This is a genomic window from Acidobacteriota bacterium (assembly GCA_026393755.1).
In the GTDB taxonomy this organism is placed as follows: domain Bacteria; phylum Acidobacteriota; class Vicinamibacteria; order Vicinamibacterales; family JAKQTR01; genus JBAXOX01.
The window spans coordinates 265384-288814 of record JAPKZO010000040.1 but is presented as its reverse complement, the minus strand read 5'-3'; the positions used below and the strand labels follow the sequence as shown (position 1 = coordinate 288814).

General features: G+C 65.4%; 13 protein-coding genes. 10 read left to right on the top strand and 3 right to left on the bottom strand.

The features are described 5' to 3' along the window. The first annotated feature begins 69 nt into the window (after positions 1-69). Both NTV05_18305 and dcp read left to right on the top strand, forming a co-directional pair. Positions 70-3204, top strand: coding sequence for a M14 family zinc carboxypeptidase (locus NTV05_18305; protein ID MCX6546349.1), 3135 nt, complete (start codon positions 70-72; stop codon positions 3202-3204). Between the two features lie 33 nt (positions 3205-3237). After that, positions 3238-5400 carry a peptidyl-dipeptidase Dcp gene (gene dcp, locus NTV05_18300; GenBank protein ID MCX6546348.1) on the top strand — a complete coding sequence of 721 codons (2163 nt, stop codon included), beginning with the start codon at positions 3238-3240 and terminating at the stop codon, positions 5398-5400. Between the two features lie 13 nt (positions 5401-5413). Here the strand turns inward: dcp and NTV05_18295 are convergent, their stop codons facing one another. Continuing rightward, positions 5414-5821, bottom strand: a complete 408-nt coding sequence (locus tag NTV05_18295; protein MCX6546347.1) for a dienelactone hydrolase family protein — start codon at positions 5819-5821, stop codon at positions 5414-5416. On the opposite strand from NTV05_18295, the gene NTV05_18290 reads away from it, so the two are divergent. The 3 genes from NTV05_18290 (at position 5777) to NTV05_18280 (ending at position 8916) form a co-directional block, all read left to right on the top strand. Further along, complete coding sequence (locus NTV05_18290; GenBank protein MCX6546346.1) at positions 5777-5983, top strand: hypothetical protein; 207 nt, start codon at positions 5777-5779, stop codon at positions 5981-5983. The two genes, NTV05_18295 and NTV05_18290, sit on opposite strands and share 45 nt — an antisense overlap. A gap of 16 nt (positions 5984-5999) precedes the next feature. Then, positions 6000-6410 (top strand): hypothetical protein, encoded by a 411-nt coding sequence (locus NTV05_18285; protein ID MCX6546345.1) that lies wholly within the window; start codon positions 6000-6002, stop codon positions 6408-6410. A 172-nt stretch (positions 6411-6582) separates the two neighbouring features. Then, a complete protein-coding gene (locus NTV05_18280) occupies positions 6583-8916 on the top strand; it encodes a prolyl oligopeptidase family serine peptidase (protein ID MCX6546344.1) in 2334 nt (777 codons plus the stop codon). Positions 8917-8942: 26 nt separating this feature from the next. Here the strand turns inward: NTV05_18280 and NTV05_18275 are convergent, their stop codons facing one another. Then, complete coding sequence (locus NTV05_18275) at positions 8943-10151, bottom strand: hypothetical protein (protein MCX6546343.1); 1209 nt, start codon at positions 10149-10151, stop codon at positions 8943-8945. A gap of 354 nt (positions 10152-10505) precedes the next feature. Here NTV05_18275 and NTV05_18270 point away from each other — a divergent pair, with 354 nt between their 5' ends. The 5 genes from NTV05_18270 (at position 10506) to NTV05_18250 (ending at position 22348) form a co-directional block, all read left to right on the top strand. Next, positions 10506-13643 carry a TonB-dependent receptor gene (locus tag NTV05_18270; GenBank protein MCX6546342.1) on the top strand — a complete coding sequence of 1046 codons (3138 nt, stop codon included), beginning with the start codon at positions 10506-10508 and terminating at the stop codon, positions 13641-13643. A gap of 389 nt (positions 13644-14032) precedes the next feature. Continuing rightward, entirely contained in the window at positions 14033-14755 is a 723-nt protein-coding gene (locus NTV05_18265; GenBank protein MCX6546341.1) for a PEP-CTERM sorting domain-containing protein, read from the top strand. 241 nt (positions 14756-14996) lie between these two features. Further along, a complete protein-coding gene (locus NTV05_18260; protein MCX6546340.1) occupies positions 14997-17552 on the top strand; it encodes a hypothetical protein in 2556 nt (851 codons plus the stop codon). 142 nt (positions 17553-17694) lie between these two features. After that, the gene (locus tag NTV05_18255; protein ID MCX6546339.1) at positions 17695-19440 is read left to right on the top strand and encodes a hypothetical protein; all 1746 of its coding nucleotides are present in this window, start codon (positions 17695-17697) and stop codon (positions 19438-19440) included. Between the two features lie 127 nt (positions 19441-19567). After that, positions 19568-22348: a TonB-dependent receptor gene (locus NTV05_18250; GenBank protein ID MCX6546338.1), complete on the top strand. Its 2781-nt coding sequence runs from the start codon at positions 19568-19570 to the stop codon at positions 22346-22348. Between the two features lie 71 nt (positions 22349-22419). On the opposite strand, the gene NTV05_18245 is transcribed toward NTV05_18250, so the two are convergent. After that, positions 22420-23244, bottom strand: coding sequence for a hypothetical protein (locus NTV05_18245; GenBank protein ID MCX6546337.1), 825 nt, complete (start codon positions 23242-23244; stop codon positions 22420-22422). Between the last annotated feature and the right edge of the window lie 187 nt (positions 23245-23431).

Below are 23431 nucleotides of genomic sequence, written 5' to 3'. Positions count from 1 at the left end.
TTCCCATGCTATGTTTCTCTCCATTCCCACGCACCCGTCTGGTTTGCTTGCTCCGAGGAGCCCCATCTGATGAGCGCTGAATCTCTCCATCGTCGTCTCCCCGTCGTGCTCGTTGGCGCCTGCCTGCTCGTGCTCACTGCCGGAAGCATGCAAGGCCGGCAGATGACGCCGGATCTCAGGGATCCGAAGCAGCCGCAGGATCAGACGTTCGCGAAGTTCTACAAGGAGTGGACCGGCGATGCGAAGTACGGGAGCCCGCTGGTCGATCACTTGCCGATCGTGAAAGGGATTCCGGCACCGAAGGACGTGCTTGGCTATCACATCGGCGCGCCGAAGAAGCTTACGTACTACGCCGACATCCTGAAGTACTACCGGGCGCTCGCCGCCGCGACGCCGCGCGTCAAGGTCGAGACCATTGGCAAGTCTGACGAGGGGCGGGAGATGGTGGTCGTGTGGGTGTCGTCCGACGCCAACATCAAGGCGTTGGCGCAGAACCGGGACAATCTGGCCAAGCTGGCGGATCCGCGCGGGCTGACGGATGCGCAGATCACGCAGTTGATTGCGACGACGAAGCCGCACTACCACGTGACGGGCGGTCTGCACAGTTCAGAGTCTGGCCCGTCCGAGATGCTGATGGAGCTGGTCTACCGCGTGGCGGTCGAGACCTCGCCCTTCATCACGCAGATTCGCAACAACGTGTATCTATCGGTGACGCCGGTGGCGGACGCTGATGGCCGCGATCGGCAGGTTGACTGGTTCTACCGCGGGCTTGAGGTAGCCGATCAGATAACAACTCCAGCGGGCCCGTCCGCTGCGACTCCTGCCGCCGCCGCGAAGCCTGCCGCCCCCGTCGCGGCCGCGACGAAGCCGGCTTCAGCACAGGCTCCGGCGGCGGGTGCCGCTGCCGCCGATCCCGGACGCGCCGGACAGGCGGGAGGGCGCAGCGGCGCTGCCAGCATCGGAGCCCTGCCGTATTGGGGCAAGTATGTCTACCACGACAACAACCGCGACATTAATCTCTCGCTCATCCAGATGCGGGCCTTGACGGAGTGGTACTACACGGCGCATCCGCCCATCATGCACGACCTGCACGAATCAATGCCGCTGATGTACACGTATAGTGGCGGGCCTCCTCAGAACCCGAATCTGGATCCGCTGCTGTTTGCCGAGCTGCCGTGGTTCTCCAACTGGGAACTCGCGCAGATGACGAAGTGGGGCATGCCTGGCGTCTACACGCACGCGTTCATGGACGGCTGGTCGCCGGGCTACTACGCGTCGGTGGCCTACAACCACAACGGCCTGATGAAAATGTACGAGACGCAGTCGGGCCGCGATCCCGGTTCGGCGCCCGCCGGACGCGGTGGTAGCGGGGACGCTGCCACGGGCGAGGTGACGGCGCAGGCCGGGCGCGGCGGCACGGCGGCGGCTGAGGGCGGTCGCGGTGGGGCGCAGACGCCCGACGCTGGACGCGGCCCTTCGACTCCTCGGCCAGGCTCGGAGCAGGCGAGCTCAGGGCAGGCGGCTGGCGGCCGTGGGCCGGCGCTCCCCACCGGTCGCGGCGGCGCGCAGGATCGCGAGTGGTATCGCGGTCTGCCTGTTCCTCCCAACGCCGCCAACAGCTTCACGCGGCGCGATAACGTCAACTACTCGGAGACCGGCGTCCTGTCATCGCTGCAGCTCACCGCCATGTTTCCGACAACGATCATCGAGAACTTCTACGTCAAGTCGAGGAATGCCATCGAAGACGGCAGGACGAAGCCCCCGTACGGGTTCGTCATCCCCGTCCAGCGAGAGATGACCAAGGCCGCCGAACTGGTGCGGATCCTGCGCGTCCAGGGCATCGAGGTCGGTCAGGCAACCAGTGAGATCAAGATCGGTGACGCGACGTATCCGGCCGGTTCGTACGTCATCAAACGCGACCAGCCATACGGCCGCCTGGCGAAGAACCTGCTCGAGAAACAGCAGTATCCCGACACGCGACTGACCACGTACGACGACAGCGGATGGACGATGGGCCTGCTGATGCTGGTAGACGTGAAGGAGATCAACGACGCAGCCATCCTCAAGGTGACCACGACGTCGGTGAAGGCGGTAAGCGCCAAAGGAAGGGTGGCCGGGACCGGGTCGGCCGGGCTTGCTGTCGCCCATCTCGGGTCGAACAACATGATCGCGTTCCGCTACCGGCTCAAGACCGTGCCGATGAGGATTGCCGAGAAGAGCTTCACGGCCGCTGGGGTGGACTTCCCGGCCGGGTCGTTTGTCATCTCCGGCGCGGCGGCGGCCAACGTGCGGGCGGTTGTCGAAGAGCTCGGGCTGACAGCGGCGGCGCTCGATGCGATGCCGCAGGTGGCCCTGCACGATGCGCCGGCACCGCGTGTGGCGATCTACTCGCAGTGGACGAGCACGCAGGATCTTGGCTGGTATCGGCTGACGTTCGACAATTTCGGCATCCCATACGACTTGATCTACAAGGAACAGGTGAAGAAGGGCGATCTGCGAGCCAAGTACGACGTTATCGTGATGGCCGCGCAGAACATCAATCGATCCACCGTGCTGCAGCCCGCGGCGGCGCGCCCGCAGCCGTACCAGAAGAGCGACAAGTACAAGTTCCTCGGGATGTACGGCGAGACGCCGGATATGTCCGGCGGTTTCGGGCAGGAAGGCGTGGACGCGTTCGCGAAGTTCCTCGATGGCGGAGGAACGTTAATTGCGGCCGGAGCGGCAATCCGGTTCCCGATCGACTTCGGGTGGGCCCACACGATTGACGCCGAACCGATCGCCGGCGTCGTCGCCCAGCGGCCTATCGTGCAGGCAGAGATCGGTCGGCCCGAGCATCCGGTGTTCTACGGATACGCCGACAAGATACTGCCGATGAAGTACGTGGGCGGAAACACGCTTCGGGTGGGGCTGGCCGACTCAGGCAACATCCTGGCACGCTACGTGGGCGGGGATTCGTCCGTGCTCAGCGGCGCGATGACCGGCGCCGATGTCTTGCGGCAGAAGGTGATTGCCGCCGACATCCCGAATGCGTACAACGGCAAGGGGCGCGTCATCCTCTTTGCCAACAACCCAATCTACCGCTGGCAGAATCACGGCGAGTTCAACATGGTGTTCAATGCCCTGTTGAACTGGGCCTACGTCCCGCCACCCGCGCCGATTGCGGTACCGGCGTCGACCGGCCGCGGAGGACGGGGAGTACAATAAACGCTGTATCCGCGTTACGAAGGAGCATTCCGTATGATTCGCCACCTGGTTCTCGCTCTTACTCTTGCCGGCGTGGTTGTCGGCGGCATTGTCTCAACTTCATCCTGGTCAACGGGTCCCATGACGCCACAGACTTCGCCACAGGTCGCCGTCCGCACGAACCCGCTGTTGGCGCCGAGCACGCTGCCGTTTGGCGTGCCGCCGTTCGACAGAATCCAGGACGGCGACTTCCAGCCGGCGTTCGAAACCGGCATCAAGATCCAACTGCAGGAGATCGCGGCGATCGCCGACAATCCAGCCGCCGCGACGTTCGACAACACGCTCGTCGCGCTCGAAAAGAGCGGCCAGCTGCTGAGGCGCGTTAATCTCGTCTTCAACGGCCTCACGTCCGCCAACACGAACCCCGCGCTGCAGAAGACCCAGCAGGACGTGGCGCCGAAGCTCGCCGCGCAAGACGACGCCATCTTCCTCAACGGAAAGTTGTTTGCGCGGGTCGAAGCGATCTATGTCCAGCGCGAGGCGCTCAAGCTCGATCCCGAGTCGCGTCATCTCGTCGAGTACTATCATCAGCGCTTCGTTCGCGCGGGCGCCAGGTTGTCTGAAGCCGACAAGACGAAGCTCAAGGCCCTGAACGAGCAGGACGCCGCGCTGAGCGCCAAGTACATCGTCCTGCTGCTCGCGGCGGCAAAGAACGCGGCGCTGGTGGTGGGCGACGCCGCGGAGCTGGCCGGCCTGTCGAAGGACGAGATCGATGCGGCAGCCCTCGCCGCGAAATCGGCGGGCCTCGATGGCAAGTGGCTGATCCCGGTCGTCAATACGACGCAGCAGCCGATGCTGGCGTCGCTCACCAGCCGAGCGACCCGCGAGAAGCTCTTCCGGGCGTCGTGGATGCGCACAGAGCGAGGCGACGCCAACGACACGCGCAAGATCATCGCCACGCTGGCCGATCTGCGCGCGCGAAAAGCTGGACTGCTGGGCTACCCGAATTTCGCCGCCTGGGTACTCGAGGACCAGATGGCGAAGACGCCATCTGCGGTTGATCAGTTTCTCGCACGGCTGATCCCGCCGGCCACGGCCAATGCGCGTGGCGAAGCCGCCGCCATTCAGGCCGTCATCGATCAACAGCGCGGGGGATTCACGCTCGCACCGTGGGATTGGGATTTCTACGCCGAGCAGGTGCGCAAGGCGAAATACGATCTCGACAGCGCCGCCCTCGCGCCGTACTTCGAACTCGACCGGGTGCTTCGCGACGGCGTGTTCTACGCGGCCGACCAACTATACGGTTTGACGTTCAAGGAGCGCCACGACCTCCCCGTCTATCACCCGGACGTGCGCGTGTTCGACGTCATCGACCGTGATGGCGCGCCGATCGCGCTCTTCTATTGCGACTACTTCGCCCGCGACAACAAGAACGGCGGGGCCTGGATGGACAACTTCGTGACGCAGTCGAAGTTGTTGGGCACCAAGCCGGTGATCTACAACGTGGGGAACTTCGTGAAGCCAGCGCCCGGCCAGCCGGCGCTCATCAGCCCCGACGATGTGTCAACCATGTTCCATGAGTTCGGACACGCGCTGCACGGGATGTTCGCGAGCCAGAAATATCCGAGCCTGTCGGGAACGAGCGTTGCGCGTGACTTCGTCGAGCTGCCGTCGCAATTCAACGAGCACTGGGCGCTCGATCCCAAAGTGCTTGCGCACTACGCCGTGCACTACAAGACCGGCGCGCCGTTGCCACAGGACCTCGCGGACAAGATCAAGAAGGCCGCCACGTTCAACCAGGGCTACAGCCTGACCGAGATCCTCGGCGCCGCCGAACTGGACATGCGGTGGCATTCGTTGCCCGTCGGATCGCCGGAACAGGCGGTCGACGCGCTTGAAGCGTCGGCGCTGAAGGCGAGCGGTCTCGACCTGCCCCAGGTTCCGCCTCGTTATCGATCGAGCTACTTTCTCCACATCTGGGCGAACGGCTATTGGGCTGGGTACTACGCCTACCTGTGGGCCGAGATGCTCGACAACGACGCGTTCGCGTGGTTCACCGAGCACGGCGGCCTGACGCGGGCCAACGGGGGCCGGTTCCGCGACATGATCCTGTCGCGGGGCAACACAGAAGACTACGCCAAGCTGTACCGCGACTTCCGCGGGAAGGATCCGAGCATCGAGCCGATGCTCCAGCACCGCGGGATTGGAAAGCAGTAGCTGACCCCAGCACCTAACGCGAGATGGCGCACGTCTTGTAGACCGGGTCAACGGCGAGCGCGTGCTTCTGGAGAAAGGCCCAGACGGCTTTGTTGATCTCGTCCGCGCGGTCGTAGTACGCGTGTGTGTGGTTCTTGATCTCAGTCAATTCGACAGGAAACCCCCCAGCGGCAAACGTGTCGCGTGTCGCGCGCACCGGCGCGACGGGGAAGAACGCATCGGCGGTGCCGACCCAGATGGCAATCGGGGTCTTCCGTTCCGCGAGTTGGAGGAAGGGCACCATTTCCCCTTGCAGGACGCCAGCGTGAACCGCGACCGCCGCCAGATACTGGGATTCCAGCACCGCCATGCTGAGAGAGTGGACGGCTCCCGCCGAATGGCCAAACAGGTAGACGCGTTTTGGATCGACGGTGGCCTTCAGCTTGACCGCTTCGATGATGTCGTGCAGGAAAGCTGGCCCGTCGGTGTCTGGAGCCCAGAACTGTCGGTCCTTGGATTCCGGTCCGGCCAGGATGATGCCCTCCCTGGCGGCCAGTCGTTGCCACTTGTCGAGCAGCGACCGGCCGTCGCCCCAGTCGTGTGAAGCAGGAGGCGGGGGAGTGAGCGGGAGCCTGCTGGAACAGGTGACGGCGGCTCTCGACGGCGTCGGCGCCCGCTACGCGCTCGCCGGTGCCGGGGCCCTCGCGGTGCATGGCGTCGCGCGTTCCACCTTCGACTTGGATCTCTTCACCACCGATGCCGCCGCGCTCGAACCAGCCACGTGGGCGAGGCTTGGGGCGGACTCACGTGTCCAGATTGAGGTCTGTCGTGGCGATGCCGACGATCCTCTTGCGGGTGTGGTCCGGCTCGCGACCGCCGGCGAACGAGACATCGATGTGGTGGTTGGACGCTGGCGGAGATCGAAGAGAAGCTCGACCCCGAGAGGTTCCTGCGCATCAACCGATCTGAGATCGTCCGTCTCGACGCAGTGGCGGAATTCCAGCCGTGGTTCCATGGCGACGATCGCGTGAAGATGAAGGACGGCACCATCCTCGCTTGGAGCCGGCGCTACCGCTCGCGGTCCAATCTGGAACTGCAGCGTGTCCTCACGCAGAGGGAATAACGGATCTTCGAGTTGCCCTCGGCAGGCTTCGGATTCGCGTATACTAGCCCGGCCGATTCACATCCGTCCGAGGAGGGAACATGCGCCTCACCCGTCTTGCGCTCATCGCGGCATCGTGCGGTCTCGTCGTTTCGCTCGGCGACCCGGTGGCGGTCGCCCAGTCGACGGCCCCCGCAACTGCCAGGGCGATTCCGGCTTACCAGCAGTTCCTCAGTCCTGCGTCGCCGCTCGAACTGGTCGCCGCGAAGAACGCCGACCGCGTGGCGTGGGTGACGTTCGAAGAGGGCAAGCGCAACGCGTACACCGCTGCGGCCCCGTCATTCGCGCCCGTTCGCCTGACGAGCTTCTTGAAAGACGATGGCGTCGACATGTCCGCCATCCAGATCTCGGACGCCGGAGCGGTTGTGGCGGTGATTCGGGGAACGGCGCCGAACCGCGACGGCTGGGTGGCCAACGCATCGGCCGATCCCGATGGGCCCGAACGGGCCGTGTGGGCCGCGCGCACGGCCGGCGGGCAGGCCTTTCGCGTCACAAAGCTTCCAGCGGGAGGTTACGCGCTGGCTCCTGACGGCAGCTCGGTCCTGTTCGTGAAGGAGGGCCAGATCTACCGCGCGAAGGTCACGCCGGTGCCTCCGGCAAGCGCGCGCGACCGCGGCGAGGAAGCGTTCATCACGGCGTGGGGCGTTCAGAGTGCTCCGACATGGTCGCCCGATGGCCGGAAGATCGCGTTCGTCAGCACGCGCACCGACCATAGCTTCATCCTCGTCTACGACATGGCGACGAGGAAGATCACCTACATGGCGCCGAGCGTCGATTTCGATTCGAATCCGATGTGGGCCGCCGAAGGCAGAAACATTGTGTTTGTGCGGCGGCCGGGCTACTCATTCGCCCAGGCGGAGCAGAGCGCGAGCGCTGCCGGCGGGCGGGGTGGCATGGCCACGGCTGGCGGCCGCGGCCGGGGCGCCACGACCGGTGGCGGAACGCAGGCTCCGACATCGCCCAACGCGGCCGCGCTGAAGATCCCCGGCCTGACCCGCGCGACATTCAAAGGCGGCTACACGTACTCGTTCTGGAAGGCGGACATCGCGACCGGCGAGGCAAGGGAAGTCTGGCACAACCAGCCCGGCGACATGACGTTCACGACGGCCGCGAACATGCGTCTTGCGGGCGATTCCCTGGTGTTCCGCTTCAATCTCGGCGGCAGGGGCGCCGGGCGAGGGCAGGCTTCCGCGGAGACACCGGCCGGCCCGGTTGACGAGTGGGATCGGTACTACGCGCTGAGCCTCACCACGTCCGACAGCAAACCTGCGCTGCTGACGACGACCGACGGCCTCATCGAAGACGGGACGTCGGTGCAGCTGTCGGCCGACAGCAAGACGCTCTACTACTGCACGAACGCCAAGGACATCGAGCGGCGGCACATCTGGGCCGTGCCCATCGGCGGCGGCACGCCGGTGCAAGTGACGACCGGGGCTGGTATCGAGACGTCTCCGCTGCCGCTCGCCTCCGGCATGTGGCTCGCGACGCTCAGCGCCGGCTGGAAGATGCCGCAGTCGGTTGGCGTCTGGAAGCTGAGCGGCGCTTCGTCAGCAGCCGCGGCCGCCCAGAAGATCGTGTTCCCCACGTCCCTGAAGAACTTCCCGGCCGACCTGCACGTCGAGCCGCAGATCATTCTGACGAAGGCGCCAGACGGCCTCGAGATCCACAATCAGCTGTTTCTGCCGAAGGATCTCAAGCCCGGCGAGCGACGGGCCGCCCTCATCTTCGTGCACGGCGGGCCTCAGCGGCAGATGATGCCGGGCTATCACTACATGCAGTTCTATCACTGGGCGTACGCCATCAATCAGTGGCTCGCCAGTCAGGGCTACATCGTGATGTCGGTGAACTACCGGCTGGGCATCGGCTACGGCCGGTCGTTCCGCGCGGCGGCGAATACCGGGGCCGCGGGCAATTCAGAATACCAGGACGTGCTCGCCGGGGCGAAGTACCTGCAGACCCGGCCCGACGTCGACCCGCAACGCGTGGGCATCTGGGGGCTGTCGTACGGCGGCCTGCTCACCGGGCAGGCGCTCGCGCGCAACTCCGACGTGTTCAAGGCCGGCGTCGATCTCGCGGGCGTGCACCTGCGCGGCAGCGCGCTCGATCCCGAGACGTTGGGGTTCAAGTCGTCGGTCGTCGGAGCCATCGACGGCTGGACGTCACCGGTGCTGCTCGTGCACGGCGACGACGACCGCAACGTGGCGTTCAGCCAGACGACCGGGCTCGTGCAGTTGCTTCGCCAGCGCAACGTGTACATGGAACTGATCGTGTTTCCGGACGACACGCACGAGTCGATGTTGCACAGCCGGTGGATGTACACGCTTGGTCGGATGGAGACGTTCCTCAAGAAGTTTCTCGATCCGACGAAGAGGTAGATCCGGCGAAGAGGTAGATCCGGCGATCACTTGTTGGCGTTGCTGATGCGCGCGGCAAACTGATCGACGTACTGTTTCAGCACCTTGACCACAGCCCCGCCGTGCGTGCTTGCGGCGCCGCCGGTGACACCGCCGTTGCGCAGGAGCGACACCTGCAGGAGCAGGGGCGATTCCGAGTATGAGAGTTTCGCCATCGTGTACGAATAGAGGATGGCGTCGTATCTGGACACGCAGAAGCCCGTGGTCATGCTTGTCGTCATGATATTGACGTAGACGTACGTGTCCTCGTCGGCATTGCGCGCGACCTTCAGGCCGGAGTCGGTGAGGCTCTTCGAGACCATCGCCTCAACCGCATCCTGTTTCAGCCCGCACGTCGCAGCCGACGAATCCAGACCTTCAACCACCACACCGAGCCTCGTGATGCCCTTGAGTTCGGCATCAGGCTTTACCCCGCCAATGGGCGCCTGGGCGGCACCTGCCACGGCCGGCACGTCCTGCTTGCCCGGATCGGTCGCGGCGGGAGGGAGTGCCGTCCGACCCGGATCGTAGGCCTTGGACGCGCCCCTCAAATCCGAAGGCGGCTTCTGGGGCGCGCCAGCCGGGGTGGCACCCGCCGGGACCGCGCCCGCCGGGGTCGGGGGCTCATCGGCCCGCGCGGGTTCGTAGACGCGCGTAATGATGTCTCGTTCGCCGCGATCGACGAATTGCACCTGCACGATCAACTGCGCCGGATCGAGCTTGTGCGAGTACGTGTACCGGACCTCCCGGTCCTTTTCCACCTTGTACCGCACCACCAGCAGCGCGCCTTCCCACCTCGTCATCGTTGCGACAGGCGCGGCGGCAAGGGGCTGGAACTCGTCCTTTCCGTCTGGATGAAACCGTCGCGATCGGCCCTGATCGTCGGTGATGCTGATGGCCGTCTCCGATTGGACGATCGTCAGGTGCGGGGACGGCGATCGCACTTCGTCCACCAACTGCCTCACGTTTTGCGCTTCCGCTTCGCTCTCCTTCCGCGGCACGTACGCGGCCGCCTCACTGACTTCCCGCTCGCCCGCAACGGCCCCTGGCCGGATCACGATGCCGAAGCCGACTTCGCGCGGAAACTCGCTCAGATCACGGTTGAGTGTCCACCGGCCGGCGAAACTCGGAGTCTCGGCCGCCGCAACCGGCTCCCGGCCCGCTGCCCCGGCGAACGCCGTCGCCATCAGCACTGCCGCAGTGATCCACCGGCTCATGTGCATGTCCCTTCGGTTCCTGTCGATACGCCCCATCTTTCTTGGACGCCCGCCGCCACTCGATGGCCTTGCGACGCGCCGGGTGACAAACTGGCCTGCAGCTAGAATACCCCCCTTCGGGCACAGCTGAAGGATTCTGGACAGGCAGACCGAGCGCCCGCCGGCGAGAACAGACGCGCCGTCCGGAACTGGATCGCCAGGCGGGCTCGGTGTATCTAAGCATGCCTGTAGTGCTATGCTGTGCGCCGGATTTCGGTCGTTTGGGATAGCTGCCTGCTGCCGCGTGTCCTGAGGACGTCAGGATGGAACGGCATCGCAGGGCGGCGATGTCCGCTTTTTCTTGCTGGGGGAGTTATGCGTGCTAACCCGTGGACGAGGCGCGTCGCGCTGCTGGCGTTTCTTCTTCACCTCGCGGGCATCGCCGCCGTTCAGGCGCAGGTGACGACGGGGACGATCGTCGGGTCTGTGATCGACCCGAGCGGCAGGCCGATAGCCGGCGCGACGATGGTCGCGTCCGACGGTCTCCGCGCGGTGAATCGCACGACAGTGAGCGATGGGACCGGGCGCTACCGTTTCGCGGATCTGGCTCCGGCCCTCTACGACATCTCCGCGGTCGCCCCGGGATTCGAGCGGGTGCAGCGCGAGCAGGTCACGGTGGCAGTCGACAGTCAACAGCGACTCGACTTCTATCTGCCCGTGGCGGGCGTCGTGCAGGCCGTCGAGGTGACGGCGCCGCTCGCGTCAGTCCAGATCGAGTCTGCCGATCTCGGCACGATCATCGACCAGCGGCGCATCGAGTCACTGCCGTTGAATCGGAGGGATTTCCTGCAGCTGGCGATGCTCACGCCGGGTGTCAATCCGGCGGCTCAGGGCTCGGAGCTGTCGTCGCGCGGGTCGTTTGCGATGCACGCCAACGGCGGCCGGGAGGAGTACAACAACTTCCTGCTGGACGGCGTCGACAACAACGACCCGTACGTCAACCGCTACGTCGTGCAGCCTCCAGTTGACAGTATCCAGGAATTCAAGATCGCCACCAACAGCTACAGCGCCGAATACGGGCGCAGTGCCGCCGGCCAGGTGAACGTGATTACGAAGAGCGGCAGCAACCGCTTCGAACTCGCGATCTACGAGTACTTCCGCAATCAAGTCTTGAACGCCCGCGACGCGTTTGACGAGCCGGGCGTGAAACCTCCGTTCAACCGAAACCAGTTTGGCGCGAGCCTCGGCGGCCCGCTGCTCCGCAATCGCACGTTCGCCTTTGCGAGCCTTGACTTACTGCGCGAGCGGCGCTCTGTGACGCGCCTGTCGACGGTCCCGACCGACCTGCAGCGAAGCGGCAACCTGTCGGAACTCCCGTCGGCGGTGATCGATCCGTTCACGCAGCAACCGTTCGACGGCAACATCCTGCCGGTCAACCGCATCGATCCGATTGCGCTCAAGGTGCTCGATCTGTTTCCGCACGCCAACCGGCCCGGGCTGGCCGGGAACTACCTGTACGACGCACCCCTTCGCGAGAGCCAGAATCAGGCCGCCGTGCGGATTGATCATCGCCTCTCTGACTCGGCTCAGTTGACCGTGCGCTACAACCACGGCCTGGTCGACGCGATTGACCCGTACGGCGAGGACACGGAAACCGTTCCCGGCTTCGGCAACTCCTACCGGGACCCCGCGCACAACGCCATGATGCAGTACCAGCGCGTGCTGGGCGGCCGCGCGATCAGCACCACCCTGGGCGGTTTCAACAGCTATGCCCGCGACATCCTCCCCGAGAACCGCGGGACCGACGTCGGGAAGTTGTGGGGCGTCGACTGGCTACAGGTTTCCGGGCGTGACTTCGGGTACCCCAGCATGACGGTTGCCGGGTTCTCCAAGATCGGCGATTCCACGAATCTCCCCATCCAACGGAAGACCACCACGTATCAGTTCGCGCAGGCCGTCACACTGGACCGCGGGCAGCACCTCTGGCGGTTCGGCGGGGAGATCCGGCACCAGCGTCTCGACGGCAATCTCGACATTCTCGCTCGCGGGTCCCTGTCGTTCTCCGGATTCATCTCGGGCAGCGGCATCAGCGACCTGCTGCTTGGGTATCCGTCGTTCGGCCTCCAGTCGAAATCCGACAACACGCTACGGCTCCGCACCACCGCCTACAACATCTACGCGCAGGACGACTGGAAGGTCGGCCCGAATATCACGATCAACCTCGGCGTGCGGTACGAGTACAACACGCCGGCTGTCGACCCGACGAACCACATGTCGAGCTTCGATGCCGCCACCGGCACGGTGGTGCCTGTCGGCACGCAGGGGATGCCGGCCGCCGGCATGCAGCCGGATCGCAACAATATCGCGCCGCGGGTCGGGCTGGCGTGGCGCCCTCGCCCGGGGCTGGCGGTGCGAGCCGGCTACGGACTCTACTACGACGCGAGCATGTTCGAGGTGAACTCGGCCCAGTATTTCAACCCGCCGCAATTCACGCTCAGAGTGTTCTTTCCAACGCAGTTCTCGCTGCTGACGCTCGCCGACCCGTTCCCGTCCAACGGCGGGTTTGCACCGCCTGCATCGCTGAGTACGCTGAGCCCTGATCTGGTCACCTCGTCGATGCAGCACTGGAACCTGAGCCTGCAGCAGCAGGTTGGGCCGGTTGGGACCCTGACCGTCAGTTACGCGGGATCCAAGGGGACCAGTCTGATCCGCCCGCGCGACCTCAATCAGCCGCGGCCCGGCCCGGGTGACGTGCAGGACCGGCGGCCCTATCCGGAGTACGGCAGCATCTTCTTCGTCGAGAGCGCCGGCCATTCGACATTCAACTCGCTGCAGCTCACCCTGAACCATCCGCTGGTGCGCGGCGTTTCGGTGTCGGCGATCTACACGCTTTCGAAGTCGATGGACGACGGCTCGTCGTTCCTGGGCACGAGCGGGGACCCGAATTTCCCACAGGACAGCCAGAACGTGGCGGCACAGTGGGGACCGTCGAATTTCGACATCCGCCACCGCTTCGGGGCATCGTTCATCTACCAGCTTCCGGCCGGGAATGCGCTGACGCGCGACACGGAGCTGCGCGGCATCGTGACCGTGCAGTCGGGGCAGCCCTTGACGCCGCTGCTGCGTTTCGACAACAGCAACACGGGCAACACCGGGCAGCAAAGCGGCGCGGATCACCCCGACCTGGTGGGCAGTCCGTCGATCTCCAGCCCGAGCGCAGCGGCGTGGTTCAATACCGCCGCATTCGCGGTGCCCGCGCCTTACACCTTCGGCGACGCCGGGCGCAACATCCTCCGGGGCCCCGGCTATTCGTCGGTAGATCTGGCGCTCGCGCGCCGCATTCGACTGGGTGCGAATCGCCGAGTGTGGATCGAGGCGCAGGTGTTCAACCTGTTCAATCGGGTGAACTACGACCAGCCCGAGCATTATGTCGACGAGGCGGCCACCTTCGGCCGCATTTTCTCGGCGAAGGCGCCGAGGCAGGCTCAGTTGGTGGTGCGGGTGGACTTCTAGAGGTCCCTCCGGCTCCTTCTTCCAATCGCGCAGTCAGTGTCGAACATGTCCGTCCCTTGCGCGACGATGGAGACAATAGTCTCCTCGGTGGCAGACTGACTCCTCGTTCGAGCGACATGCAGTTCATAACTCATTCACTAGTAGCTACTTAGCAAGAGACGAGATTCTCGGTTGTGCGGACCGTTTTTTGCACAGTCACTTGCGAATTTGTGTACCCGTGTCCCCGAGTAGTTCATGGCCTCGACTGAAGGAGCGATGAGTACGAGGGCGAAGACAGCCGCGTCACAGCGCCCGCCGAGGCATACTGCGGGCGACCCGCTTCAGCCGCCTCGCACGGGCTGGCCGGTCCATCCATCTGCTCAAGTTCTTCTCGATAACGGGGGTTTCGTATGAGAAAACTCGTCATCCTGGTTGTGTTGCTGGCGGCTCTCGGTTTCGCCGCTCCGGTGACCCAGGCCGCTACCATCTCCTGGGCCGAGTTGGGCTTCAAGTCGTCGATTGACGGTGCCGTGTACTACACCGATCCGTCGCCGGCGACCTGGCCTCCGTTTCCCGCTGGAGCCGACTTCTCGGCCTTCAACATGTCAACGGGGCTAGGCAGCGTCACGTTTACATTCAGCGCCCCGGGAACCCACTACGTGGCCGGGTTCTTCGACTACCAGATCACGGACGAACCGAACAACAACGGGTTCCTCGACGAAGAGGCATATTGGGGCTCCCTGCCCGCCGGGTGGAGCGGGAAGAGCGACGATCCGTATGGGCCGTCGGCCGTCGATCCGCCAATCTATGACCAGTTCCTTGCATTTGATGCCTCCAATCCGTTTGACAACTGGGCCTGGAATACCCCGGGGCATGACGTCTCGGTGGCATACGGCTACGCCTTCACACTCAACGATGGGGACCCGGCCAGGAAGGTGATCTTCACCGTGTCGTCGGTGGCGCCGGTGTCAGGTTACATCCTCCGGCAAGTTGATCCGCTGTCGGCGCAGTCGCTCTACTTCTCCGGAACCACGCAAGATGACGGTGTGAACCCGGTTCCCGAGCCTGGCACACTTACGCTGGTCGGTCTCGGCGTGGCGGCGGTCGCGCGGCGGCTGCGCCGTCGAGCCTAGCGACGTACTTTCTGTCGGGGCGTGTGATGACGGGTCGTGAGCCGCGCACCGTTGCGCGTATCGGCCGTCTGAACCGGCCATGACTCTGTCTGTAGTTTGTTGGCGTGAAGTGTGATGCCTCTGCTCTGGAGCCAGCAGTCCGTGCATTGATGCTGTCTTCCGGTTCGGTACCGGCCGGGCATGCCGCCCGGCCGGCCTTCGTGTGTCAGAAGGCCCCCGGAGCGACGTGAAGGAGTTGGGCATGTTCAAGAGAATCCCCTGGAGGCTAGTCTCAGCGCTCGCCATTGTTGCGGCGTTTCTCGTGCCGACTGTCGCAATGGCTGCGCCACCCGTCGTCAAGGCGGTGCCCTGGGTTGCCACCAACCCGCTGATCGCCCACGACACCTATGCTGGCAAGGCGATCACGCTGAAAGGCACGTCCGACACCTTCGGTGCCACCATCACCTACCGTTGGTCTTTCGGTGACGGCGCCCCTGATGCGACCGGCACGGTCAGCAGCGGCAACATGTACGCCCTCGAGGCCACGCACGTGTATGCCGGCTCGCCGGGGGACATCTTCGCGGCGACCCTGACGGTCACCAATGCGGACACCGCAGAATCCGGTTCCGCTACCTACCTGATCCAGATGAGAGCCAGGAGCCTGGACGTTGAGGCCAACATCGCCATCGATCAGGCGCTGTGGTACCTCCATAAGACGCTCTACCGATACTCGGGGGGCGGCAAGGACTACGGCAGTTGGGTGAGCGGGTGCGGCGGGTACGCCTGCGCAGGATATGAGAGCCTGCAGGGCGCCAACGTGGCTGCGTTCTTCGTCAACGGCCACCGCGTCGATGGCAGCGCGTCGAACCCGTACACCGAGACGGTTCAACGGGCGATGCGGCGGTACTTCGAGTTGATCGACCCGGCCTGGGGCGTCCCGGCGTCCAAGACGTACTACCACGGCTTGGGTACGATCAACGCAGACTGCACGAGCTGCCCGGCCTTGGATCCGTCGAAGAACGCTCTGTCCCTCACCGTCGTCAACAACATGTACGAGGCGGGCATGTTCGCCTCCGCGCTGGCCGCGAGCGGAACACCCACGGCCGTTGCCGACACCGGCAACGCGAACGTCACGGGTCGGACGTACCGCGCCATTCTCCAGGACCTGGTCGACTGGTTCGTCCAGGCCCAGAACAGCAACAACACGGGTGGATTCGGGGCGTGGCACTACAACTCGGAACAGGGCTCGGCGGACAACTCCACCGCTCAGTGGGGAGCCATCGTCCTTCTCGGCGCCGAAGGCTTCGGGAAGGGACAGTACAACGGGATGTACGGCTACGTGACGGACCCTGGAATCCAGATCCCGGAGGAAGTCAGGCAGGCGAATCCGTACTGGCTGCCCACGACCTTCTACACGACAGGCACGGGCGGCATCTACGGCTACTTCCTCTACTCGCCCGGCTACAACCCCTGGTCGGTCTGGGCCACGACGACGTCGGGACTGGTTCAACTCGCCCTTGATCGGATGGGCCGCGGCAGCAGTGACCCGCTGCACATGTGGGACAAGACCGAGAAGTACATCCACGACAACTTTACCGGTGCAGGCGGCGGCCTCAGGGATTACTACTATGGCCTGTATGCCTTCGTAAAGGCCATGCTGCTTCACGTCAACGGGGCCACTGCCCTGAAGGAACCGATTACGCTCCTCGGCGGTGATCTGGATTGGTACGCCGCCGAAATGAGCAAGGGCGCTGCGGGCGACGGTGTCGCTCGAGTGCTCGTCAACCGTCAGGCGGCCGACGGCTATTGGTGGGGCTATGCCGTCGGGTCTGGAGAGCAACAGTACTTCCACACATCCTGGGCGATCCAGATGCTCAACCGGACCGTGACCGAGTCGGGCGCCCCGGTGGCTGTGGCCAAGGCGATCCCGAACCCCGCGGTGACCGGCGGCCAGGTGACTCTCGATGGGACGGCCTCGTTCCACCAGGATCCCACCAAGAGCATCGTGAAGTGGGAATGGGACATCGGGAATGATGGCACCTACGATCTGACCGGACCCGTCGTACTGTGGACCGCGCCGAGTTCTCAGACCAACGTGCAGATAAAGCTGCGGGTGACGGACAACTTCGGCCTGGGCACCACGGCCACCACAATCCTGACGGTAGAGGTCTCGATTCCGCCTCTCGCACCGACGGCCGACGCCGGCGGTCCGTACAACTTCTGCCCGGCCAAGACCCCTTGGTTCCTTGACGGCTCCAAGTCCGTCAACCCGGACGAGGGCGCGAAGGACCCGACCTGTCCTGGCTGTCTTGGCGACACGATCGTGTCGTGGGCGTGGGATCTCAACAACGACGGGGTCTACAGCGAAATCCCGAACACCAAGATTCCCGATGTGACCTCCTACTTCGCGGCGAAGGCTGTCGGCAGCTACCTGATCCGCTTGAAGGTGACCGACAGGACCAGCGTGTCGTTCCCCGGGCACGCCGACCTGTTCGGGACCGACTCCGGCCAGGTCAACGTGCTGGCGGCAAACGATCCCAAGTGCGCGGGCTGCACCGTCCTCACGGCTCGGGCCGCAGGCAGGCAGGTCCAGCTCAACTGGACGGACGTGGCAGCGGCAGGGTATGCGATCTACCGCGGCACCATTAATGGAGGTCCATACGTGAGGATTGCCCAGGTCCTGGGCACGCAGCGGCTGTACATCGATCAAGGCCTCACAGTAGGCGCTACGTACTACTGGGTGGTGCGACCGCTGACCGCCAGCCTGGAAGAGACCTGTCAGTCGAACCAGGTGACGGCAAGGATCGCCGGCCGCTAGAGCTTCGCGATCGGTCGGCGGCGGTTTGTGACGCGGCACTGGCCGGACCAGGAACACGTTTCAGGGTTCGGCCAGTGCTTTTTCGGGCCAGGAGCGTGGGGCGTCCTGACGGTTTCAGACTCGCATCGTTTCAGAGGTGCGCATGCACTCTCGCCTCGCCTCGGGTTTCGGGTTCCTTGCTGCGGTCTTGGTGCTCATCGTGGCGATCACGCTTCGTGCGCAGCAGGCCCGGCAGGAGCCGTCGCCTTCGCCCACGCAGCCTGTCGTGGCGGCGAAAGCGCCCATCTACGTCATGCTGCAGACCACGGTGGACGACGTGCTGAACGTGCCGGTCAGCATGGAGCGGCTGCCCCGGGCGCTTGGGCAGATTGATAGACTCCAGGCGCGTGCTGGCGCGTTTCATCCCACCTGCCTCGTGCAGTTCACCGGCGTGGCAGCCGACCGTCTTGCCGACCAGAACGACGGGACGCACCTGGTCGACGCGATCAACGACGGCGCCCGGCGAGGTCTGGTCGAGGTCGGCTACGACGGCACGGAGGAACCCGCCCTCGCGGCCAGACCGCGGCCCAACCTCCGGGGAGCCGATACCCCCGAGAAGCGATACCTGGCTCGGCTTGAGGCGACGCAGTGGTTCCTGACCGAGTGGAAGCACCCGTACAGCGGCGAACCGGATCCATCCCGGACGGGCGGGTTCAAACGGGTCCTGGAGGTGTTCGGTCGGGTAGATTTCGCGCGCGGCGCCACATTCGAGCCCTGGCACGCGGGGGAGATGGTACACGCGCTGGAGGCATTGGGTTCGCGGCCGGCTCTCGCCGGGTTCCTCGAAACAACCGCGTATCCGGCGCGCCATCTCGATGGCTACCGCGGCGGCGTGCCCATCGTGAGCAACATGCTTGCGGCCGACGAGCGCTGTGCCCCCGAGGTGTTTTTTCTCGACACCGCGTTGCGCGTCTCCGATTACGGGGCACTCGGCGAGCGGGTCTTCAACGCGTACGATGGGCCGGAGGCCCTGGACAAGCTGGTCGGCGGATTGGACCGATCGAGGCCCCACGTCATCCAGATCAGACTCGGGCATCCGGGCGTCTACGCGAAGCCCGGCTTCGGCGCCCGCAACTACCTGACGCCGCTGGAGTACGCCTACGACAACGTGAAGGTTCCCGACCTGCCGGCAGGGGTGATGCGGTCCCGGGAGGAACGGGAGACGATGTACGCACAGGAAGACGCCGTGCTGGACTGGCTGGTGACGACGTTCTTTCCCGCGAACGCCGGCAGCCGCTTCGTCTCCATCCGCGAGTTGAGTGGCCGGGCCGAGTATGGCCTCTCCGATCCTGTCACTCGCGCCGAACTGACCGCGGTCGCGGCGTCTCTGATCGCGCAGATCGAGTCCGCGCAGGGCCAGCTCCCGCCGTTTGTTCGGGGCGCCACGCGGTACTTCTCGCTGGCCGATGTCTTCGGCCTTCTGGTCACCGCCCTCGGCGACGCGCCGGCGCCGGCGGAGTGGCCTGCCCACTCGCAGTCGTTGCGCCTGTTTGGGCCCATCGAGATTGCCGACCCGGCCCGGCAGGCGACCGGCGCCCGCATCCCGATGGGCGCGCTCGTCAGGCAGTGCGCCACTGTGCGGGCGGCTCTGACGGCGGGGGAATGGACGGCGGTTCCTCGCAACACCGTCCCGTCCTACGTGATGGTCGGAGGCGTGCGCCTGACAGCGGCCCAGTTCCTCCGTGCAATGGCGGAGGCGTACGTCGCCCGCCCCGGGACGCCGGACGTCGAGATCAAGTGGGTGAGCAGCAACAACGTGTTCGGCGAGACATTCGCCCCGACCAGGGCGGTTTCAGACAAGGGAGGCACGTGGACGGCCAGACCGGCCGTGATCCGAATGGACAAGTAGTTCTCGACGGGTTTCCTCGCTGATGGATCGCCCGGTCGACGTCAAGATCTTGCAGGCGACAATCGACAGGTTCGTGGGAGTTCCGCACCGAAGCCCCTCTTGGTGAGGCCACGATGGAAGATTGCCGATGACGAACGATCCACTTCAGGATGCTGCGAAGGACCGTCCGAACGGATTCCGAACGAGGTTTGCGATCGGTCTCCTGGCGCTCCTCGTGTGGCTGGGAGTTGCCCTGCCTTCGACTGGTCGCGTCCCGGTGTCGGGCGGTGTGAGCGGCGTCGTTCTCGACCCCAGCGGCGCGCCGGTGCCAAGGGCTCGCGTGATCCTGCTCACCGCAAACGACACCGAGATCTGCTCGACCCTCACCGACGACGGCGGGTTGTTCCGGCTCGAGCGACTGGACCCCGCCACCTACGTCCTGGCCGTGCAGAAGGCCGGCTTCGGCGAACACCGCCGTTCGGTGGTGATTCGAGACGCTGCGGGCGTGACCCTGGACATCACGCTGGGCATCGGGCCGGTCAGCGAATCGGTCACGGTGACCGCGTTGCGCGGGATCGCGCAGGATGTCCAGACGTCACCCCAGATGGTGACCGTCACGGGCACCGAAGAGATGAGCCGCCGTGAGATGGCAGTATTCACGCGCGCCCTGATTGGGGAGCCCGGTGTCTACGTCCAGCAGACCAGCACGAGCCAGGGGTCGCCGTTTATCCGGGGCCTCACGGGTCAGCAGGTCGTAGTGCTGGTCGACGGCGTCCGCTTCAACAACGCCACGTTCCGGCCCGGCGCGAATCAGTACACCGCCCTGCTCGATCCCGCCTTCGTCGATCGCGTCGAGATCGTGCGCGGCCCGAACGGGGCCCAGTACGGATCCGATTCCCTCGGTGGCACCATCAACGTCCTGACGAGCCCCTTGGGCGGCGGCCGCGGCGGTGTCGGCGTGGACGGAGGTTTCGCGCTGACGCTCGAAAGCGCGGACAGGTCGGTCGCCGGCAGCTTCCGGCTGGCCGGCGGGTCGTTGAAGTGGGGCGTCCTGATGGACGCGACGGCGCGGCGCGCGCAGGACCTGCGGACTGGCGGCGGCATCGACTCGCACTCGGTCGCAACTCGCCTGCTGGGGCTGCCGTCGGCCGTGCTGGGCGACCGACTCCAGGACACGGCCTTCACCCGGTACGGGATCCGCTCGAAGCTCTCGATCCGTCCCGGCGCCAACGACGCCGTGACGCTGCAGTACATCCGGGGTGAGCAACTCGGCGCCCGCCGCTACGACCAACTGAACGGCGGCCTCGGCAATCTTGTCAACCGATTCGATCCGCAGACGCTCGATCTGGTCACCGTCCGCTACAATCGCATCAGGCTGCCGTGGTTCGACACGCTGTCGGCAGCGGGCTCCTTCAATGGGCAGCGCGACGATCGCACCTATCAGAGCGTCAACAACGCCAAGCTGGGGCTGCGCTCGCCGGTTTCCGTCGAGCACAATCGCACGAACGCGTTCGGGTATCAGGCTCAGGCAACCCGCCGGCTCGGCGCGGCCCATTCGCTCGCCGTCGGCGGGGAGATCTACGACGAATACGTGACGTCGCTCAGGACGGATTTCGGCTACAGTCAGGCCACCGGCGGGTTTACGGATGGGACCGCGGTTCGCGCGCGCTTCCCGAACGGCGCGAGGTACCGCACCGTCGGCCTCTACGGCCAGGATTGTTTCCCGTTGTTCTCCGATCGGCTCAGCGCGACGCTGGCGGCCCGCTATAGCCGGTTCAGCTACCGCCAGTCCGGCAAGAACAACGCGATCGGTTCGGGTGGGCCGCTTGTGCCGGACTACCGGACCAGTTTCGGCGACCTCACATTCAATACCGGGCTGGCCTTCTCACTGTCCCATGACATCGTGTTGACGGCCACGGTCAGCCGCGGGTTCCGGGCGCCGAATGTGAATGACCTCGGATCCATCGGCGTGTCGGGCATGGGGTTCGAGGTGTCTCCAGACGAAGGCGTGCGGCTTGGCGCGTCCGTGGCGCCGTTGCCGGGAGGCCAGCCGACCACGCTCAGTCAGGCCAGGCCCGTTCGCGCCCTCGAGCCGGAGCGGCTTCTCAACTACGAGGCCGGCGTGAGGTTGAACCGGCTGCATGTCAATGGTTCGCTCGCGGACTTCGATTCCGAGATTGCGAGCCTGATCGAGCGTCAGATGATCATCCTGCCGGCCGGTTCCGTCGGTCAGGTGATTGCCGGCCAGTCGATCATCCGACAGGATCCGGCAGGCGCCGTCTACACGTCGCTGTCGAATTCGCCCGTGTTCGTGCGAACCAACGCCGGACGCGTCCGATTGCGCGGGGCAGAGGCGTCGCTGATGGTGCGCCTCGGCTCGGCGTTCGCGCTGACGGGCAACGTTTCGTCGATCACGGGCGTCGACCCGGCCACGGGCCTGCCACCGGGTCTCGAGAACGGTCTCCCGCCCACCCACGGAATGATCGGGCTCAGGTGGGAGCCGCCCGGGCGCCGCTACTGGGTCGAGGGCTACTCGTACTTTGCCGATGCGCAGCGGCGCCTTTCCGGCAATGACCTCGAACAGGCGCGCATCGGGGGTATTCGCACACAGCAGGAAGTGACGAACTTCTTCAACAACGGGGCGGTGGCGCGCGATCTCGTGCAGGGCGGGATTCTGCTCGCCACCGGCGAGACGCTGGCGCAGGTGCTGACGCGCGTGCTGGGGCCGGATCTGACCGCGCGGGTACCGTTCGTGACGCGGAACCCCGGCTACGTCACGCTGAACATCCGCGGCGGAGTACGGTTCTCGCGCCGCGCGAACCTGACGCTGCTCGTGGAGAACCTGCTCGACAGAAACTACCGGACGATGGGGTCCGGCGTCGATGCCCCGGGAGTCAATCTCCTCGTCCGCCAGGCGTTCGAGTTCTGACGCAACTGCGGCGGCAATGGCAGCACTACTGGTCGAAGATCGGGTCCCCGACTGGCGAGTCCGTCGTAATCTCAGACCCCCGGGGGCTTGATCGGTGGCTGCGGCGGGAGCGGCGGTGGCGCGCCCCCTCCCGGGACGTAGGGAGTTGGCGGCTCCGGGATGACCATGCCCGGCCTTGGGGCAGACTTCACGGCAGTCGGTGCCGTTCGCGTTGTCGGTGGTATCTGGCTCCCCGGACCCTGGCCCCGCTGCAAGTCAGGCGTCAGCAGATCGGCCGAGCCTTGGCCCTGAAGCGAAGACTGCGGCATTTGGCCCGGCGCGAACACCATGACGGGGAAATTGCCTGGAAGCGATTGGAGAGGCGGCTCGTCATCGGTCACGGCGAGCATCTCGCTCGGGCGACCCGGATTCTCCTGGAGAGCGATCACTCGCCCGTCCGGCATGATTTGCCGATCGATCCGTTGCTGCCCTTGTCCGGTGAGAGGCACGGGCGCCGACAGTTGCTCTGCGCCCTGTGCCGTCTGCGACGGCGCGACACGACTCGCGGTGGCCGCGATGAGGATGATGAGCCTGTACATCGAGCCGCCGCTGGTTCGCTCGAGACGTTTCGCCGCCACGTACCCCGGGGTTGACCGCAGCAGCGTCCGCAACGCCTGCTCCTCGGGTACGTCGACGAGTTCAAGGGTTAGCGGCGTGTCAGGAACGCCCTCGCGAATCACGACGCGCGTGTCACCCACGCGTTCCCATTCAAGAAGTACCTGGCGGAGCGTGACGTCGCGCGCGGACAAAGCCACCCGGCCGTTCTGAATGGTGAGATGAACCTCGCCCGCGCCTGCGGATCCCGGCAGCGCGAGTACGACCGCGAGGCTGCACGCCGACAGCAGTCCTCCCATCATGGACGCCACCTTCTTGGCCCGAGTATACGCCCGCGCACTGGGGCGTTCAAGGGGGCCGCCGCGGCACGCGCCAGTCGTCTGTACCGACCGCCCGTCGCGGCCTCGGCAACACCTCGGTTCCGAAACGGCTGGCCCCAGCCTTGCTTGCTTGACGCCTTCCAGCCAGGGGCGTAGCATCCTGCCCGGT